This is a genomic window from Streptomyces sp. NPDC001781, assembly GCF_053596035.1.
This window is the reverse complement of sequence record NZ_JBSFFI010000024.1, coordinates 26,467-44,655: the sequence shown is the minus strand read 5'-3', so window position 1 is coordinate 44,655 and position 18,189 is coordinate 26,467. Positions and strand designations below refer to the sequence as shown.

The following is an 18,189-nucleotide window of genomic DNA, read 5'->3' as shown; positions in this document are numbered from 1 at the left end:
AGGCGGGCCCGGGGCGCCCTGATTTCCGCTCGGAACGGCGTGATCGCCGGGCCCGATCCGGGGAAGGGAGCAGAGTATGACTCAGCTCGGACTGCCCGACACCATCCAGGCGTGCCTGTTCGACCTCGACGGCGTCGTCACCAAGACGGCCGTCGTGCACGCCGCCGCCTGGAAGGAGACCTTCGACGCCTTCCTCCGCGACCACGAGGGCCCCGACGCGCGGCCGTTCGACGAGGTCGCCGACTACGACGAGTACGTGGACGGCCGCCCGCGTGCCGACGGCGTCCGCTCCTTCCTGAAGTCCCGCGGGATCGAACTGCCCGAAGGCGCCCCCGACGACCCGCCGGACGCCGGAACCGTGCAGGGCCTCGGCAACCGCAAGAACGAACTGCTCCTGAAGAAGATCCGCACCGACGGAGTCGAGGCGTACGAGGGCACACTGCGGTATCTGGCGGCCGTGCGCGCGGCCGGCCTGGCCACCGCCATCGTCTCCTCCAGCGCCAACTGCCAGGACGTGCTCCGCTCGATCGACGCCGAGGACCTCTTCGACGTGCGGATCGACGGCGTGGTGGCCGCCGAACGCCACCTGCCGGGCAAGCCGGAACCCGACACGTTCCTGGCCGCCGCCGACGACCTGGGCGTGCCCCCGGAGCGGGCCGCCGTCTACGAGGACGCGCTCGCCGGGATGGACGCCGGCCGCGCCGGAGGCTTCGGATACGTGGTGGGGCTGGACCGCACGGGGCAGGCCGACGCGCTGTACGCGCACGGCGCGCATATCGTCGTGAATGACCTCGCCGAGCTGGGAGGGACGCAGTGATCACTGAGCGGGCGTACACGGTCGAGCCCTGGCACGTGCGCGAGACCAACCTCGATCTGGACGTACTCGCCCAGAGCGAGTCGGTGTTCGCGCTGTCCAACGGGCACGTCGGCTGGCGCGGCAACCTCGACGAGGGTGAGCCGCACGGCCTGCCCGGCAGCTACCTCAACGGGGTGCACGAGGTGCACCCGCTGCCGTACGCGGAGGCGGGCTACGGCTACCCGGAGTCCGGGCAGAGCGTCATCGACGTCACCAACGGCAAGATCCTGCGCCTGCTGGTGGACGACGAACCCTTCGACCTGCGGTACGGCCGCCTGGTCTCCCACGAACGCGTCCTCGACATGCGCCGCGGGGTGCTGGAGCGCACCTGCGAGTGGACCTCGCCGGCCGGGTCCACGGTCCGGGTGCGCTCCACCCGGCTGGTCTCGCTCACCCAGCGCGCGGTGGCCGCCATCGCCTACGAGGTGGAGGCCGTGGGCCGTCCCAGCCGGGTCGTGATCCAGTCCGAACTGGTCGCCAACGAGAGCCTGCCCGAGCCCAACGGCGACCCGCGCGCCGCCATGAGCCTGCGCTCCCCCCTGGAACAGGAGGACGGCTTCGCCTCCGGTGAGCGGCTTCGGCTGGTGCACCGCACCAAGCGCAGCGGTCTCAGGGTCGCGGTCGCCGCCGACCACGTCGTCACCGGGCCGGGCCGCACCACCAGCCGCAGCGAGAGCGGCATCGACGTCGCCCGGCTCACCGTCACCTCCGTACTGGAGCCCGGCCACACCCTGCGGGTGGAGAAACTGGTCGCACACGGCTGGTCCGGCACCCGCTCGCTGCCCGCCATGGCCGACCAGGTTGACGCGGCGCTCGCCGCCGCCTCCCATGACGGCTGGGAAGGACTGATGGCCGACCAGCGGGCGGCGCTCGACGACTTCTGGGCGCGTGCCGACGTCGAGGTGCACGGTGACGAGGAGATCCAGCAGGCCGTACGCTTCGCCCTCTTCCACGTCTTCCAGGCCGGCGCCCGCGCCGAGCAGCGCGCCATCCCCGCCAAGGGCCTCACCGGCTCCGGCTACGACGGGCACGCGTTCTGGGACACCGAGATGTTCGTACTGCCCCTGCTCACCCATACCGCGCCCCGTGCCGTCGCCGAGGCGCTGCGCTGGCGCCACAACACCCTGGACGCGGCCCGGGAACGCGCGGCCCAGCTGGGACTCGGCGGCGCCGCCTTCCCCTGGCGGACCATCGAGGGCTCGGAAGGCTCCGCCTACTGGCCCGCGGGCACCGCCGCCTTCCATGTGAACGCCGGCATCGCGGACGCGGTCGTGCGGTACGTGGAGGCCACCGGCGACCTCCGCTTCGAGCGGGAGGTGGGGCTGGAGCTGCTGGTGGAGACCGCCCGGCTGTGGCGCTCGCTGGGCCACCACGACCATCACGGCGCGTTCCACATCGACGGCGTCACCGGGCCCGACGAGTACAGCGCGGTCGCCGACGACAACACGTACACGAACCTGATGGCGCGGCAGAACCTGCTCGCGGCCGCCGACGCCGTGGAGCGCTACCCGGACGAGGCGCAGCGGCTCGGCGCCGACGAGGAGGAGAGCGCGGCCTGGCGCGACGCGGCCGAGGCGATGAACATCCCCTACAACCACGAACTCGGCGTCCACGAGCAGAGCGCCGGCTTCACCCGCTACCAGCGCTGGGACTTCGCCGGGACCCGCCCCGAGCAGTACCCCCTGCTGCTGAACTTCCCCTACTTCGACCTCTACCGCAAACAGGTCGTCAAACAGGCCGACCTCGTCCTGGCCATGTACACCTGCCCGTCCTACTTCGACGACGAGCAGGTGGCGCGGAACTTCGCCTACTACGAGCCGCTGACCGTGCGCGACTCCTCCCTGTCGGCCTGCTGCCAGGCCGTCATCGCCGCCCAGGCGGGCCATCTGCGGCTCGCCTACGCCTACACGACCGAGGCGGCGCTGATGGACCTGCACGACCTGGAGCACAACACCCGCGACGGGCTGCACATCGCCTCGCTGGCAGGGACCTGGATGGCGCTGGTCGCCGGATTCGGCGGCATGCGGCGGGTGCTGGAGGGCCCGGCCGGGATGAGCTTCGCGCCCCGTCTGCCCGAGCGGCTGCGCAAACTCGCCTTCCACCTGCAGTTCCGGGGACGGCGGCTGCGCGTGGAGATCAGCGGGGACAAGACGACGTACACGCTGCTCGAAGGGCCGCCGCTGATCATCGAGCACCACGGGGAGACCGTGATGCTGGAGGCCGACGAGCCCGCGGTGCGGACCGTGCCGCCGCTCACCCCGAGGCCCACGCCGGAGCAGCCGCCGCACCGGGTGCCGAAGGGGCTCTGAGCCCGCCCGGTCGTCGTGCCCGCACCCCCGCCGCGCGCCGCGCCGCCGCCGGATGGCCGCGGGTGCGCGGCGGGCGACGCGAATCCGCGTTAGTTTGACCTTGATTTCGCCGTGACGCCCGGTTTCCCTGGACGTCGGCGACGGGTGCTTCCGTGGAGGGGGAGGGGTGCCGATGACCCAGGACGCTCCCGAAGCGCTCCCCGTACCGGCCGGCCGTCCGGGTCAGCGCGTGCGGGGTCTCGTGTGGCAGGTGGGCCTGCTGGTCTCCGTCCTCCTCGTCCTCGCCTACCTCACCCAGCGGTACTGGCCCACCGTCCGCGGGGGCGCGGTGCGGCTCACCGAGGCCGACCAGGGCTGGCTCTCGTTCGGGGCGGTCGCGGCGGTGGGCACCTGGGCGGCCTCCGCGCTCGCCCAGCAGGGGGCCGTGGTGGAACGTCTGCCCCGCGTCCGGCTCGTCGCGGCCCAGTTCGCGGCGAGCGCCGCCAACCATCTGCTGCCGGCCGGGATCGGTGCCGGGGCGGTGAACCTGCGGTTCCTGCTGCGCTGCGGGCTGCCCGTGGGCCGCTCGGCCGGTGCGCTCGCCGTCAAGGGCGGCGCCGGGGGCGTGTCGAAGCTGCTGCTGATCGCGCTGCTGGTGCCGTTCTGTCCGGGGCTGCTGAGCGTGCCCGATGTGCCGCTGGTCTGGCTGACCGGCGCGTTCGGCGCGGCGCTGCTGCTCGCGGTGCTCGCCGCCGGTCCGCTGTGGCCGCGCTGCCGCCGGCCGCTGAGCGCGCTGATGACCGACGTACGGGCCGTGCACGCCCGGCCGGCGCGCGCGGCGGCCCTCTGGGGCGGCTCACTCGGTTTCGCCGCGCTGCACTGCGCGGTCCTGGTCGCGGTGGCCCGCGCGGTGGCGCTGCCACTGCCCGCCCCCGAGGTGGCCCTGCTCTACCTCGCCGCCAGCGGCGCGGCCGCCCTGCTGCCCACGCCGGGCGGGCTCGGCTCGCTGGACGCGGCGCTCGTCCTCGCGCTCACCACGTCCGGCGCGCCCGCCGCCACGGCCGCCTCCGCCGTGCTCGGCTACCGCATGCTGACCGTCTGGCTGCCCCTGCCGCCCGGCCTGCTGACCCTCGCCGTCCTGATGCGCCGCAAGGCGCTGTGAGGGTCTGGAGAAGGCGCTTACGTCAGGGCAGCAGCTTCTCGATCGCAGCCGAGCCCTCCGTCTCCAGCTTGCGGCGGGCCCAGTCCAGGGTCTTCGGGGTGACGTCCCTGCCCGCCGCCATCACCAGGTCCTCCGGGGTGACGTCCCTGGCCGGGGCGCTGTGCAGCAGGGCGTCGGGGGTGCAGTGGTCGTCGATCGACCGCGACTCTTCGGGTGTGGAACTCGACATGGTGCCTCCTCCTCCGGATGGGCGCATCCGTGCCGGTGCCGCCGAACGGGGCACACTCCCACCATCGGCCGCCCAGCGCCCACGCGCATCCCGAGCGGCCTACGCTGGACGTGCAGCCGTACACCGCACCGGGAGGCCGCAGTGATGGCCGAGACGCCCTTCCAGCAGGAGACCCGGCAGAGCCGCCGCTACCTGCCGATCGCCGAGCACGGCCTCATCGGGGATCTGCGCAGCGTGGCGCTCGTCGGCAGCGACGGCACCATCGACTGGTACTGCTCCCCGTCCTTCGACGCCCCCAGCGTCTTCGCCGCGCTGCTGGACGCCGAACGCGGCGGCCGGTTCGAGCTGACCGCCTCCGTGCCGGCGCACACCAAGCAGTTCTACTTCCCCGACACCAATGTGCTGATCACCCGCTTCTTCAGCGAGGAGGGGGTGGGCGAGGTGCAGGACTTCATGCCGGTCGGCACCGCCCGCCCCGGCGAGGCGGGCAGGCACCGGCTGATCCGCCGCGTGGTCTGCGTACGCGGCACCGTGCCGTTCCGCGCCCTGGTCGCGCCGCGTTTCGGGTACGGCGCCGACCCGCACACCCTCCGCGAGGAGGAGGGGCGGCTGGTGTTCGACGCCGGGGAGCGCGCCCTCGCGCTCACCACGACCGTGGCCATGGAGTCCGACGGCCGGGACGCGCGGGCCGAGTTCAAGCTCGGCGAGGGCGAGAGCGCGGTGTTCGCGCTGGACCAGGCGGGCGGCGAGATCGCCCCGCGCGGCTGCGCGCACGCCGAGGCCGAGCACGAGTTCAACGCCACCGTCGACTACTGGCGCCGCTGGCTCGCCCAGTCCCGCTACCGGGGCCGCTGGCGCGAGATGGTGCACCGCTCCGCCCTCACCCTGAAGCTGCTCACCTACGCCCCCACCGGCGCCATCGTCGCCGCCCCCACCACCAGCCTGCCCGAGCAGCTCGGCGGCGAGCGCAACTGGGACTACCGCTACGTCTGGGTGCGCGACGCCGCCTTCGCCGTCTACGCCCTGCTCCGGCTCGGCTTCACCGGTGAGGCCGAGGCGTTCATGCGCTTCCTGACCACCCACATCAGTGCGGCCGACGGAGCCCACGAGGGCCCGCTCCAGATCATGTACGGCATCGACGGCCGGGCCGAGCTGCCCGAGCAGGAACTCACGCACCTGGAGGGCTACCTGGGATCGGCCCCGGTCCGCGTCGGCAACGCCGCCGCCTCGCAGCTCCAGCTCGACATCTACGGCGCCCTGATCGACTCCATCTACCTCTACGACAAGTGGGCCCAGCCCATCTCCAGCGCGCAGTGGGACGACGTGTGCCACCTGGTGAACTGGGTGTGCGACCACTGGGACCAGCCGGACGAGGGGGTGTGGGAGACACGGGGCGGCCGGAAGAACTTCCTGTACTCCCGGCTGATGTGCTGGGTCGCCGTCGAACGCGCCATCCGCCTCGCCAACCGCCGGGGCCTGCCCGCCGACCTGCCCCGCTGGCTCCGCTCCCGCGACGACATCTACCGCCGCATCATGGACCGGGGGTGGTCCGAACAGCGGGGTGCCTTCACCCAGTGCGAGGGCAGCGACGTGCTGGACGCGTCCCTGCTCATGATGCCGCTCGCCAAGTTCATCGCGCCGACCGACCCCAAGTGGCTCTCCACCCTCGACGCCCTCACCGAGGACCTGGTCTCCGACTCCCTCGTCTACCGCTACGACCCCGAGGCCAGCCCCGACGGCCTGCGCGGTGACGAGGGCACCTTCTCCATCTGCTCCTTCTGGTACGTCGAGGCCCTGGTCCGCGCCGGCCGCGTCGACGAAGCCCGCCTGGCCTTCGAGAAGATGCTCACCTACGCCAACCATCTCGGCCTCTACGCCGAGGAGATAGGCCGCACCGGCGAACAACAGGGCAACTTCCCGCAGGCGTTCACCCACCTCGCCCTGATCAGCGCGGCCTTCAACCTGGACAAGGCACTGGGCTGAGCCGAGCCGCGCGCGGGCGCCCTGGAACGAACCCGCAGGGATGCACACCGCCCCCTGACGGCCCTACGGCAGCGGCTGTTCCGACCAGATGATCTTGCCGGTCGGGGTGTAGCGGGTGCCCCAGCGGTCGGACAGCTGGGCCACGAGGAAGAGGCCGCGGCCGCCCTCGTCGGTGCTCGCGGCGTAGCGGAGGTGGGGCGAGGTGGTGGTGCCGTCCGACACCTCGCAGATGAGGGTGCGGCCGCGCAGCAGGCGAACGCCGATGGGGTCGCGGCCGTAGCGGATGGCGTTGGTGACCAGCTCGCTGAGGATCAGCTCCGTGGTGAAGGTCAGCTCCTCCAGATCCCAGTCGGCGAGCTGACGGGTCACCTTCGCGCGGATCTCCGACACGGCCGCCGGATCGGCGGGCACCTCCCACTGGGCGACCTGGTCCTCGCCGAGGACGCGGGTCTCGGCCACGATCAGCGCGACGTCGTCCGCGGGGCGCACCGGCAGCCGGCCCAGGACGGTCCGGCAGGTCTCCTCCGGCGACGCGTCCGGCGAGTGCCGCAGCGCGTCGCGCAGCATGTCGAGCCCCTCGTCGATGTCCCGTTCCCGGTCCTCCACCAGCCCGTCCGTGTACAGCACCAGCCGGCTGCCCTCCGGCAGCTCCAGATCGGCCGTCTCGAACGGCAGCCCGCCCAGCCCCAGCGGGGGACCGGTCGGTACGTCCGGGAACTCCACCGTGCCGTCCGGCAGCACCAGCGCAGGCGGCAGATGCCCGGCCCGCGCGATGGTGCAGCGCCGGGACGCCGGGTCGTACACCGCGTACAGGCACGTCGCCCCGGTGACCGCGGCCGCGCCGTCCTCCGGTGTCTCGTCCTGGTCGAGCCGGGCCACCAGCTCGTCGAGCAGACCCAGCAGCTCGTCCGGGGGCAGGTCGAGCGAGGAGAAGTTGTGCACCGCCGTACGCAGCCGGCCCATCGTCGCCGCCGCGTGCAGACCGTGCCCGACCACGTCGCCCACGACCAGCGCCACCCGCGCGCCCGGCAGGGGCAGGACGTCGAACCAGTCGCCGCCCACCCCGGACTGCGCCGGCAGATACCGGTAGGCGATCTCCAGGGCGTCCTGCGCGGGCAGCGTGCGCGGCAGCAGGCTGCGCTGGAGCGTCACCGCCATGCTGTGCTCGCGGGTGTAGCGGCGGGCGTTGTCGATGGACACCGCCGCCCGCGCCACCAGCTCCTCCGCCAGCGCCAGGTCCTCGGAGTCGAACGACTGCGGCTTCTCCGAGCGCCAGAAGTTCGCCACGCCCAGCACCAGGTTGCCCGCCCGCAGCGGCACCGTGATCAGGGAATGGACGCCGTAGTCCATGATCCGCTCGGTCCGCTCCAGGTCCTGCGCCTGCCAGCCGGGCGCCTGACTGAGGTCCGGCTCCACCACCGAGTGCCCGGTCGCCAGGCTGCGCCCCTGGGGCGAGGCCGGCACGAACCGGATGCGCTCGCCCAGCGGATACAGCGGGGCGTCCGTGCGGACGCCGCTGAACGCCGACCTCCGCAGCTCGGTGCCCGGCCTGGGCTCCTCGCCCTTGAGCACCGGCTCGAAGAGGTCCACCGTGACGAAGTCCGCGAACCGGGGCACCGCCAGCTCGGCCAGCTCCTCGGCGGTACGGCTCACGTCGAGGCTGGTGCCGATGCCCACCCCGGCGTCGTACAGCATGTTCAGCCGTTCACGGGCGACCTCGGCACGGCCGGAGAGGGCGCGCAGCTCGGTGGAGTCGCGCAGCGTGGTGACGCTGCCGGGCGGGCCGCCGCGCAGATCGGTGGGGCGCTGGTTGATGGCCAGGAGCCGGTCCTTGACCAGATGCACCTCGTCCGTGGCGACCCGCCCCGACACGAGCAGGCCGGCCGTCTCGTCGTCCAGGCCGAGGTCCAGCACGCTGCGCGTCTCGGCGTCCTCGGGCAGGTCCAGCAGCCGGTGCGCCTCGTCGTTGGCGAGCAGCAGGCGGCCGCCGTCACCGACGATCAGCACACCCTCCCGCACCGCGTGGAGCACCGCGTCGTGGTGCTCGTACATCCTGGTCATCTCGTAGGGGCCGAGGCCGTGGGTCTGGCGCAGCAGGCGCCTGCTGACCAGCGCGGTGCCCGCCGTGGCCAGCGCCAGCGCCGCCGCGGCCGCCGCGAGCAGGAGCGGCATCTGCTGGTCGGCCGCGCCGCCCACGTGCGCGGTGGTGATGCCGGCCGAGACCAGACCCACCACCCTGCCGTCCGCGTCCCGTACCGGGACGACCACCTGGACCAGCGGACCGATCGTGCCGGTCAGTTGCTCGACCACCGTCTCCCCGCGCAGCGCGGGCGCGATCGTGCCGACGAACTTCTTGCCGATCCGGTCCGGGTCGGGGTGGGAGTAACGGATGCCCTGGGTGTTCATCACGACGATGAAGTCGACACGCGTCGCCCGGCGGGCCGCCTCCGCGCTCGGCTGGAGGATCGCCGACGGGTCCGGTGCGCGCAGCGCGGCCGCCGTACCGGGGGCGTTGGCGAAGGAACCGGCGGCGGCCAGGGAGCGGTTGCGGGCCTCCAGATCGCTGTCGTGCCGTACCTGGAGCACCTGGGCCACCACGGCCGACACGACCAGCAGCAGCACGATCACCACCTGGAGCAGGAACACCTGCCCCGCGACGCTGCGCCCCGTCGCCGCACGCAGAACGCCGGGCGGACCGCCCTCACCCTGACCGCCCGGCTGCGGCGCCCCCATGGGCGCACGCGGATGCCCGAAGGAACGGGGCGCCCGCAGATCGGGCCGGCCGGGCAGTCGCAGCATGTGCCCATGTCTACACTGCCGCGCTCCGTCAGGCGAGGCCGTACTCCGAGGTGGCGGGCCTTTCGTCGCTCACCCGCACCACCCGTGCGCTCACCCGGTCGGCCGAAACCCGTACGGGATCACCCGAACCGCACCGGCCCGCCGCCCGTTCAGAAGTCGCCGGGCTTCTCCGGCAGCGGGCGTGTCGCGGCGCGCATGCTGCGCAGGGCGAGCAGCAGGACGCCGATGTCGTCGAGGTAGACCGGGTCGGGGAGCAGATCGGTCGGCAGCACCAGATAGAGGACGGCGCCCCAGAACACCCAGCGCGGCCCGGTCGGCAGCCCCGCGTCCCGCAGCGACCGACGCGCCTTGACCAGCCGCACCAGCAGGACGACGGCGAACCCCAGCACCACCGCCGCCGCGACGGCCGCGACCACCAGCACGATCGTGGAGTTGTCCATGGACCCTGCCCCCTCCCGGCGCGCGGCCCGTCCGCGCCCTTTTCCTTCTGCCCGCTGTGGCGCGCCACAGCCGCCGGGTCACACCCGGTCGCCGCCCTCGGTCTCCCGCTCGGGGGCGGTCCCGGGGTTCTCGGGCCGCTGCCCCCACGCCGGAATCCTCAGCCGCTCGAACGTCCTGGTGAGCTGCTGCAACGGCGACTGGTTGCGTCCCTCGGGCCGCTGCTCGGGCAGGACGGGCAGCGGGGTGTCGCGGTACGCGGACAGCGCCTCGTGGGCCTGCTCGGCGGCCTCGCGGTACAGATCCCGCGACTTCGTCATCGCCTCCAGCGCCTCCCGGTACCGCTCGACCCTTCGCCGCTCCCGCTCCAGCTCCTCCTGCGCTGTCATCAGCGTCCAGTTGTCCCGCAGAGCGGTCAGCGCCTCACCGAGACCGCGCGGCCTCGGGCGCGACAGGGCGACGAAGTCCCGCAGGGCCGTGACCAGCTCGGCAGGCTCGGAGCCGTCCAGGAAGACGCTGCGCACGGCGTACGCCCGCCGGTCGTACCCCGCGGGTGCCGGGTCCGGGGGCAGCAGTACGGCCCCGCCGCGCGGCACCTCCACCCCGAGGTCCTTCAGCGCCCAGTTGACCGCCCGGAACTGCTGCGGGGTCGCCCGGTGCTCGATCACCCGGTGGCGCAGCCCCGGGGGCAGCAGCCGGGCCAGCGGCAGCCTGCCGCGCTCGTCCGGCGTCATCGCCTCGTGCACGACCACATTGACGCTCCAGGCCTCACGGGCCGCGTCCCGCAGTCGCCTGCGCATCTCCCGGTCGTCCAGGGGCAGCGCGTTGACCTGCCGGAACCGCAGTCCCGGCACGGTCGGGTGGTGGTCCCACCCGCCGTCCCCGGACGCCGGACCGGACTCGGGCCAGAACAGGGTGGCCGGTGAGGGCCACGCCTGCTCCCACAGCCGCTCGGCCTCCGCGACGAGTGTCCACTCGTGCTCCGGCCGCTCCGGCACGGAGACGAGGGTGAGCCGGGCCCGCACGGTGACGGTGCCCCCGGCGCGCCAGCGCGCCTCGAAGACGCGGTCGGTGGAGCCCTCGGGGACGGACGGCTCCGAGAAGTCGTCCAGGTCCCCGCTCGCCCGGCGCTCTCTCAGGGTGCGGCGGACGACGTCCTCGGGAGCGGGACCGGTGTGACGGCCGCGGGCCGCCCAGATCGTCTGCGGGACGGGGGCGCGGTCGGTGGCGGAGTTCGACATGGGCCAATCTGCTGATGGGGGCCGGTGCGCGTTCCAGTATCACGGGTATGCGCCGTCATCGGGGCGCCGGGGCCCCGGGGCGGCGCGTCGGCGGGGGCATGCGCGGTCGCGCGCGCCCCCGACGCGCCTCACCCGCGCCCCGTGGGGCCCTGGTGCGCGAAACCCCGACGAGGGCCGGGATGCCGGTCTCGTCGGGGCTCTTCGCCGTTTCGGCTGTCAGCGGGTGCCTCGGGATCAGGCGCCGCTCTCCCGGAGCATGTCCTCGCGCTCCACGAGCTTCACGCGCTCGCGGCCGTGCGGCTCACCGAGGGCGCGCTCGGCGGCGTCCAGCTTGTACCAGCCGTCCCAGGTGGTGAAACGGACGCCCCGGCTGGCCAGGAACGCGTACACCGCCTCCGGGTCCGGTGCGGTCGGAGTGTGCAGCCGGCCGGCTGCGTGGTCGTCGAGCAGGTTGGCCACCGTCTCGTTGGCGTCACCCTTGGTGTGGCCGATCAGACCGACCGGGCCGCGCCTGATCCAGCCCGTGACGTACGTCGACGTCAGGTGGGCGCCGCTCTCCTCGACGACCCGGCCGCCCTTGTCCGGGACGGTGCCCGTCTCCAGGTCCCAGGGCAGCTTGGGCAGCTTCTCCGAGAGGTAGCCCACCGCGCGGTAGACCGACTGGACGTCCCAGTCCTTGAACTCGCCGGTGCCCTTGACGTTGCCGGTGCCGTCCAGCGCGGTGCGCTCGGTGCGCAGGCCGACGACCTTGCCGTTCTCTCCGAGTATCTCCACCGGGGACTCGAAGAAGTGCAGGAACAGCTTGTGCGGGCGGTCACCGGCGTCGCGGATCGCCCAGTTCTCCAGCGTCTTGGCGACCATGTCGGCCTGCTTGTTGCCGCGCCGGGTCTCGATGGAGCCCGCGTCGTAGTCGATGTCCTCGGGGTCGACGATGACCTCGATGTTGGGGGAGTGGTCCAGCTCGCGCAGTTCCATCGGGCTGAACTTCGCCTGTGCCGGACCGCGGCGGCCGAAGACGTGGACCTCCAGGGCCTTGTTGGCCTTCAGACCGTCGTAGACGTTCTGCGGGATCTCCGTCGGCAGCAGTTCGTCCGCCGTCTTGGCGAGGACACGGGCCACGTCCAGGGCGACGTTGCCGACACCGAGGACGGCGACCTTCTCGGCCTTCAGCGGCCAGGTGCGGGGCACGTCGGGGTGGCCGTCGTACCACGACACGAAGTCGGCCGCGCCGTAGGAACCGTCCAGGTCGATACCCGGGATCGACATGTCACGGTCGGCCATCGCGCCCGTGGAGAAGATCACCGCGTCGTAGAACGCGCGCAGGTCGTCCAGATTGATGTCGCGCGGGTAGTCGACGTTGCCGAAGAGACGGATCTGCGGCTTGTCGAGGACCTGGTGCAGGGCGGTGATGATGCCCTTGATACGCGGATGGTCGGGTGCCACGCCGTAGCGGATCAGGCCGAACGGGGCGGGCATCCGCTCGAAGAGGTCGACGGACACGCCCGGATCGGCGGCCGTCTCGGACTTCAGCAGGGCGTCGGCGGCGTAGATCCCGGCGGGGCCGGCTCCTACGATGGCTACCCGCAGGGGGCGCGGCATGATCAGGTTCCCTTCGAGCGTGGACAGGCGACTCGATCAGGAAGCCTAAGCTAAGGCAGCCCTAACTTAGTACACGGGTCCGGTCTATGGGCTCATAAGCAGCTCTTATGTGCGGTCAGGCGGGCCGGATCACCCGGTGGATCGCGGCCTCCCCGGCGCCGTGGACCGACTCCTCGCGGATGGTCGCGCCCGGCCCCGGCGCGTGGATCATCGTGCCGTTGCCGACGTACAGGCCCACATGCCGGTCGTCCTCGAAGAAGATCACCAGGTCCCCGGGGAGCGCGGCGCCGAGCGCCACCTCGACACCGGCCGACGCCTGCTCGTGCGCGGCCCTCGGCAGCTCGACCCCGGCCGTGCGCCAGGCGCCCTGGATGAGGCTGGAGCAGTCGAACGAGTCGGGACCGGTAGCGCCCCAGACGCACGGCTTGCCGACCTGGGCCGCGGCGAAGGCGATGGCCTTGGCGGCACGGAGTGCGTGGGCGGACTCGGGGCGGGGGGTGAGGGGGGTGGTGAAGGTGCCGGTCCCGGGGGCGGGAGCCGGGGGCCGGGCGGCCACGGCTGCCTCAGCGGGCGTGGGGGCCGAGGGGAGCGCGGACCGGGAGGCGGCGGCCGGGGCCGGCGCGGGCTGGAACGCGGGGGCCGCCGGGAAGGCACTGGTCCCGTACGCGGGAGCCGCTGCCGTGATCACCTCTGCCACCGCGGGCGCGGCCGGGGACGCGCCCGTGTCGTACGCCGGGACCGGGGCGGCTTCGGCCACCGCGGACACGGCCGGGGACGCGCCCGTCTCGTACGCCGGGACCGGGGCGGCTTCGGCCACCGCGGGTACGGCCGGGAAGGCCCCCGTGTCGTACGCCGGCGCCACCGAGGCCGTCGTGAGGAAAGCGCCGGTGTCGTGACCGGACGTGTACGCGCTGGTGTCCACGGCCGGCAGTGTGCCCGTGTCGGTCTGCGGGGCCGGGGCCAGGTAGCTCAGGCCGCCGGTGTCGCTCAGCGGGCCGGGGATCGGGTAGGGCAGCGAGCCGGTGTCGCCCAGCGCGGTCGGCATCGGGTACGTCAGCGGGCCGGTGTCCGTGACGGAGGCCGGCACGGACCACTCGCCGGCCGGGGCGGGTGATGCCTGCGCCGCGCCGAAGCCGGCGATCCCCGGCGCGGCGGCCTGTGCGCCGCCGGTCCGCGAGGTGCCCCACGCCTGCGCCGGGGCGGCGTTCCAGGAGTGGCGGGACAGCAGATCCCTGGCGGAGGCGAGCTTGCGGCGGTTGCCCGCCTTGAGGCCGGCGGGGGAGCGGCGGCCGGAGGCGGCGCCCGGAACCGGCAGCTCTCCGGGGTCGCCGCCGGGCGGCGTCGGGGCGGGAGAACCCGCGAGGTCCGGGCTGCCGGCGGGCAGGGCGGGGGGACTCGGTTCGGGCGCGCTCGGCACGGCCGGCAGCGCCGCCACCGGGGCAAGCACGGCCGCCGCACCCGCCGCCTCCAGCACCGGGGCGGAGGACGTGCCGCCCGTCAGCTCGGCAAGCGGACGCTGTGAGGAACCCGCGGGCAGTGCGGGCGTCTCGGGCACGACGCCGGGCAGTCCCGGCTCGGCGGCGGTCCAGGTCCGGCCCACGGCAGGGCCGATGGCGGGCATCCGGTCAGCGGGAAGCGCGGCGGCCACGGTCGGTCCGGCCTTGGCGCGGGCGGCGTCGAACCACTGGCGGGTCGCGGCGTCGGGTGCCGGGTCCGGACGGCCGCCGGACCGCTTGCCGAGCGGGACGCCCCGCCTGCGGGCGGCGGCCGCCATCGCACGGGTGGCGTTGTAGTTGCCCGTCGCGCTCTCGGCCCGTGCATAGAGGGAGTCGATCCGCTGCCGAACCTCTTCGTGACTCTCCGGCGCCATGGGAGACGACTCCTTCCTCGCCCCGTGGGGCAGTCGGGCCGGCGCGCCCGGAAGTCGGTCGAATCTCCCGCACCGGGCGCCGCTGCGGGCTCCTGGGGACGGGGGAGCCGGGCGGCCTGCGGTCAACCTAGCCAACTTGTGTCACTCGTGTGAAGGTCACCGGGTGGAATGTCCGATACGTATTTGTGATGTTCGTTGCCGTGTTCGGATGGGCACACTGGGCCCCCGCGATGCCAACTCCCCCGCGAGAGCGGGCTCCTGACCTCTTGCGCCCCATCTGGCCGCTTTTTCTCAGGAGTTCGCCACGAATTCCGGGCCGGGCTGAACGCACCGGCACCATCCCGCGTACGGGTGTGGGGCATCCCGTGCCCCACCGACCACGACTCGCAGGGGACGATCTTGGAACCGAACAGGCGCAGGCGCCCGACCGGCGCACGACGCGTGACGCTCGCCGCGGTCGCGCTGATGCTCGGCGGCGGCGGCCTCGTCGCGGCGAACGTCTACGCGTCGGCCAGCGAAGGCGGCTGGAGCGGACAGGGCTCCGGCGACGCGACCGACGCATCTCTCAGATCGGCCGGGATGGCCACCATCGACTGCCCCGACGCCGGCGCGCGGCTGACCGACGTACCGGAGGCGGCCCGCGGGGACGTCGACCGTGAACTGGCCCTGCTGGACCAGCAGATCGCGGAGGCGTACCAGCGGCTCCAGCAGTCGGCGGACGCACTCCGCCAGGACCCCGCGGCCGCCGACAACTCGGTGATGAACCCGCTGAAGGACAAGCGGACCGCGACCCTGGGCCGTATCGCCGACGCCATCGGCCGGGCCGGGAACCGCCCCGACCAGCTCGACGCGCTCGCCCCCTGCACCCTGCGCCCCGCCGAGGCGGCCCCCGGTGGCCAGTCCGCCGCGCCCTCCGAGGGCGGCGAGCAGAACCAGGGTCAGGGTCAGGCGCAGGGCCAGGGCCAGAACGGCGGCACCGGCCAGGGCGGCAACGGGCCCGTCGCCGCCGACTACGCGGACATCGACTCCGTACCGCCCAACGCCCCCGAGGCGCCCCCCGGCGGCACCTTCCGCACCGAGTGCGGCGTCAACGAGAACGGCCTGTTCAACTCGGACAACGTGATCGTGGCGCCCGGCGTCTCCAACGGGGCCCACCACTTCCACGACTACGTCGGCAACCAGTCCAACACCGCCTTCGCCAGCGACCAGGACCTCGCGAACGCCGGCACGAGCTGCGCCGACCAGGGCGACAAGTCCACGTACTACTGGCCGGTGCTGCGTCTGCAGAACGGCAAGCAGGAGCGGGACGCCGGAGCGCCGGGCGGTGGCACGGAAGGCAACGCGGGCCAGATCGTCACGCCCAAGGAGGTCACCCTGACCTTCGTCGGCAGCCCGAGCGGCAAGGTCACCGAGATGCCGCGGCTGCTGCGCATCATCACCGGTGACGCGAAGGCGTTCGTCAACGGACCCGCCAACGCCAATGCCTCCTGGAGCTGCACCGGGTTCGAGGACCGGCAGCTCAAGGACAAGTACCCGCTGTGCCCGTCGGGGAGCGACGTGGTGCGCAGCTTCCACTTCCAGAGCTGCTGGGACGGCCGCAACACCGACAGCGCCAACCACCGCACCCACGTGGCCTTCGCCGACGCCCAGGGCAACTGCCCCGAGGGGTTCAAGGCCATCCCGCAGCTGGTCCAGCGGATCGTCTACGACGTGGACGCGCCGAGCCTGAACGACGGCGGGAAGAGCACCCCGCTGTTCGCGGTCGACTCCTTCCCCGAGCAGCAGCACAAGCCGGTCACCGACCACGGCGACTTCATCGACGTCTTCGACGAGGGCCTGATGCGGACCATGGTCGACTGCATCAACTCGGGCCGTGACTGCGGCCCCGGCGACGACGGCAAGGGCGACGGCGGCACGGGCGGGACCGCCGGGCCCAGCGAGCAGCCCGGCGGCGGTCAGAACTCCGCCGGGCCGAGCGCGACCGCCGAGCCCGGGAATCCCGCCGGGTCCGGGCCGGAGCAGTCGGAGCAGCCGCAGCAGCCCGGAAGCCCCGAGCAGCCCGCACAGTCGGCCGGCACGGCCCCGGCGGAGCAGCCCGCACAGTCCGGCCCCGCCGAGGCACCGCGCGTCGACGCGGCGACGGCCCCGGCCAACACCACGAAGAACCAGGGTGGCACCGCCCGGCGGGACGAGTCCGGCGCCCCGGCCACCACCGCCGCGCCCCAGGTCTCCGGGTCCGCCCAGGCGCAAGCCGCCGCCGTCACCACCCCGCCGCCCGCCGATCTGGAGCCGCAGGCCGTGGGCAACGGCGGCCTCGCCGAGACCGGAGCCAGCCTGTGGCCCGCCGCCCTCGGTGTCCTGCTGGCCGCCTCCGGCCTGGTGATGCTGCTCCGCGCCCGGCGTCTGCGCTACTGAGCCGAGAGCCCCCGGTTCCCTGCGGGGAGCCGGGGGTTCAGTACGCCGTACGCCGGCAGTACAGGAACAGATGCGGCTCCGGCCCGGCGTCGGCGTGCGCCGGAACGAAGGTGGCGTGCGCCTCGGACAGCACGGAGAACCCCGCGTCCGTGGCCAGCCGGGCGAAGTCGTCGGGGGAGAAGCTGCTCACCCGCACCGGCTGCCCCATGAACTCGAACTCCGCGTCCGCCACGTCCACCGGCACCGTGGCCAGCACCGCGAGACCGCCCGGGCGCAGCGCCCGCGCCAGCGAGGCGAGGACGTCCCGCTGTTCGTCACGGGACATCTGGAGCAGCGAGAAATACACGCAGACCGCTTCGAACGACCCTTCCGCCAGCTCGACCTCGCGGATGTCGGCCACCTTGAACTCGGCGTCCGGCACCTGGCGCGCGGCCAGGTCGACCATCACCGGCGACACGTCGACGCCCAGCACCCGGTGCCCGGCCCGCGCGAGCGCCTCGGCGGTGGGCCGGCCGGTGCCGCTGCCCACGTCCAGCACCCGGCTGCCCGGCATCAGGTGGTCCACCAGCCAGCTCAGTGAGGCCAGATGCGGCCCGGAGGCGGCGAACGCCTGCTCATAGGCGATGCCCAGCGTGTCGAACACCACCGCCGCCGGTGCCCGCTGCTCTTCCTCTGCCACGAGGGCTCCTCTCACGTTCCCTAACGGTGCCCGGCATCGTCGCACCCATACCCGCACTTCCGGCAGCCCTGTTTGCGGACCGGGGCTCCGGCACGGCAGGGTGCGGGCGTGCCCACCTTGCTGATCATCCACCACACGCCGTCGCCGCACTGCCGCGAACTGTTCGAGGCCGTCGTCTCCGGCGCCACCGCGCCGGAGATCGAGGGCGTCCGCGTCGTCCGGCGTGCCGCCCTCGCCGCGACCGCCTCCGACGTGCTGGCCGCCGACGGCTACCTCCTCGGCACCCCGGCGAACCTCGGATACATGTCCGGCGCCCTCAAGCACTTCTTCGACCAGATCTACTACCCGTGCCTGGACGACACCCGGGGCCGTCCCTTCGGCTACTGGGTGCACGGGGGCAACGACGTGACCGGCGCCGTCCGCTCCGTGGAGACCGTCGCCACCGGCCTCGGCTGGCGCCGCGCCGCCGAGCCCGTCACCGTCACCGGCGCGCCCGGCAAGGCCGACACCGAGGCGTGCTGGGAACTCGGCGCCGTCCTCGCGGCGGGCCTGGCAGGCTGACACGGGGTCGCCCGTTCGGCGGCGCCCGCCCACATCCCCCACAGTCGCCGCCCGCCCGGCGCCGGAACG

General features: G+C 73.5%; 13 protein-coding genes. 6 read left to right on the top strand and 7 right to left on the bottom strand.

Features of this window, described 5'->3' with window-relative positions; all coding sequences use genetic code 11:
• The first annotated feature begins 76 nt into the window (after positions 1 to 76).
• The 3 genes from ACWCV3_RS21485 to ACWCV3_RS21475 all read left to right on the top strand — a co-directional run bounded on the left by ACWCV3_RS21485 (position 77) and on the right by ACWCV3_RS21475 (position 4,306).
• Positions 77 to 817, top strand: a complete 741-nt coding sequence (locus ACWCV3_RS21485; RefSeq protein ID WP_451226404.1) for an HAD family hydrolase — start codon at positions 77 to 79, stop codon at positions 815 to 817.
• Positions 814 to 3,165, top strand: a complete 2,352-nt coding sequence (locus tag ACWCV3_RS21480; RefSeq protein WP_451226401.1) for a glycoside hydrolase family 65 protein — start codon at positions 814 to 816, stop codon at positions 3,163 to 3,165. The genes ACWCV3_RS21485 and ACWCV3_RS21480 overlap by 4 nt, the downstream gene beginning before the upstream one ends.
• A 172-nt stretch (positions 3,166 to 3,337) precedes the next feature.
• A complete protein-coding gene (locus tag ACWCV3_RS21475; RefSeq protein ID WP_451226398.1) occupies positions 3,338 to 4,306 on the top strand; it encodes a lysylphosphatidylglycerol synthase domain-containing protein in 969 nt (322 codons plus the stop codon).
• Positions 4,307 to 4,328: 22 nt separating this feature from the next.
• Here ACWCV3_RS21475 and ACWCV3_RS21470 read toward each other — a convergent pair whose 3' ends face one another.
• On the bottom strand, positions 4,329 to 4,535 hold the full coding sequence (locus ACWCV3_RS21470) for a hypothetical protein (protein ID WP_451226395.1): 207 nt from the start codon (positions 4,533 to 4,535) through the stop codon (positions 4,329 to 4,331).
• Positions 4,536 to 4,679: 144 nt separating this feature from the next.
• On the opposite strand from ACWCV3_RS21470, the gene ACWCV3_RS21465 reads away from it, so the two are divergent.
• Entirely contained in the window at positions 4,680 to 6,518 is a 1,839-nt protein-coding gene (locus ACWCV3_RS21465) for a glycoside hydrolase family 15 protein (protein ID WP_451226392.1), read from the top strand.
• Between the two features lie 63 nt (positions 6,519 to 6,581).
• Here ACWCV3_RS21465 and ACWCV3_RS21460 read toward each other — a convergent pair whose 3' ends face one another.
• From ACWCV3_RS21460 to ACWCV3_RS21440, 5 genes are all read right to left on the bottom strand, one after another.
• Complete coding sequence (locus ACWCV3_RS21460; RefSeq protein WP_451226555.1) at positions 6,582 to 9,251, bottom strand: SpoIIE family protein phosphatase; 2,670 nt, start codon at positions 9,249 to 9,251, stop codon at positions 6,582 to 6,584.
• 215 nt (positions 9,252 to 9,466) lie between these two features.
• On the bottom strand, positions 9,467 to 9,757 hold the full coding sequence (locus tag ACWCV3_RS21455) for a YkvA family protein (protein ID WP_451226389.1): 291 nt from the start codon (positions 9,755 to 9,757) through the stop codon (positions 9,467 to 9,469).
• 78 nt (positions 9,758 to 9,835) lie between these two features.
• Complete coding sequence (locus tag ACWCV3_RS21450) at positions 9,836 to 10,996, bottom strand: hypothetical protein (RefSeq protein WP_451226387.1); 1,161 nt, start codon at positions 10,994 to 10,996, stop codon at positions 9,836 to 9,838.
• Positions 10,997 to 11,230: 234 nt separating this feature from the next.
• Positions 11,231 to 12,595, bottom strand: coding sequence for an FAD-dependent oxidoreductase (locus ACWCV3_RS21445; RefSeq protein WP_451226384.1), 1,365 nt, complete (start codon positions 12,593 to 12,595; stop codon positions 11,231 to 11,233).
• A 115-nt stretch (positions 12,596 to 12,710) separates the two neighbouring features.
• Positions 12,711 to 14,465: a C40 family peptidase gene (locus tag ACWCV3_RS21440; RefSeq protein ID WP_451226381.1), complete on the bottom strand. Its 1,755-nt coding sequence runs from the start codon at positions 14,463 to 14,465 to the stop codon at positions 12,711 to 12,713.
• A 465-nt stretch (positions 14,466 to 14,930) separates the two neighbouring features.
• Here ACWCV3_RS21440 and ACWCV3_RS21435 point away from each other — a divergent pair, with 465 nt between their 5' ends.
• The gene (locus ACWCV3_RS21435; RefSeq protein WP_451226552.1) at positions 14,931 to 16,880 is read left to right on the top strand and encodes a DUF1996 domain-containing protein; all 1,950 of its coding nucleotides are present in this window, start codon (positions 14,931 to 14,933) and stop codon (positions 16,878 to 16,880) included.
• 37 nt (positions 16,881 to 16,917) lie between these two features.
• On the opposite strand, the gene ACWCV3_RS21430 is transcribed toward ACWCV3_RS21435, so the two are convergent.
• Positions 16,918 to 17,559 carry a class I SAM-dependent methyltransferase gene (locus ACWCV3_RS21430; RefSeq protein WP_451226379.1) on the bottom strand — a complete coding sequence of 214 codons (642 nt, stop codon included), beginning with the start codon at positions 17,557 to 17,559 and terminating at the stop codon, positions 16,918 to 16,920.
• A 108-nt stretch (positions 17,560 to 17,667) separates the two neighbouring features.
• Between ACWCV3_RS21430 and ACWCV3_RS21425 the strand changes: the two genes are divergently transcribed.
• A complete protein-coding gene (locus ACWCV3_RS21425) occupies positions 17,668 to 18,120 on the top strand; it encodes a flavodoxin family protein (protein ID WP_451226376.1) in 453 nt (150 codons plus the stop codon).
• Positions 18,121 to 18,189 lie beyond the last annotated feature (69 nt).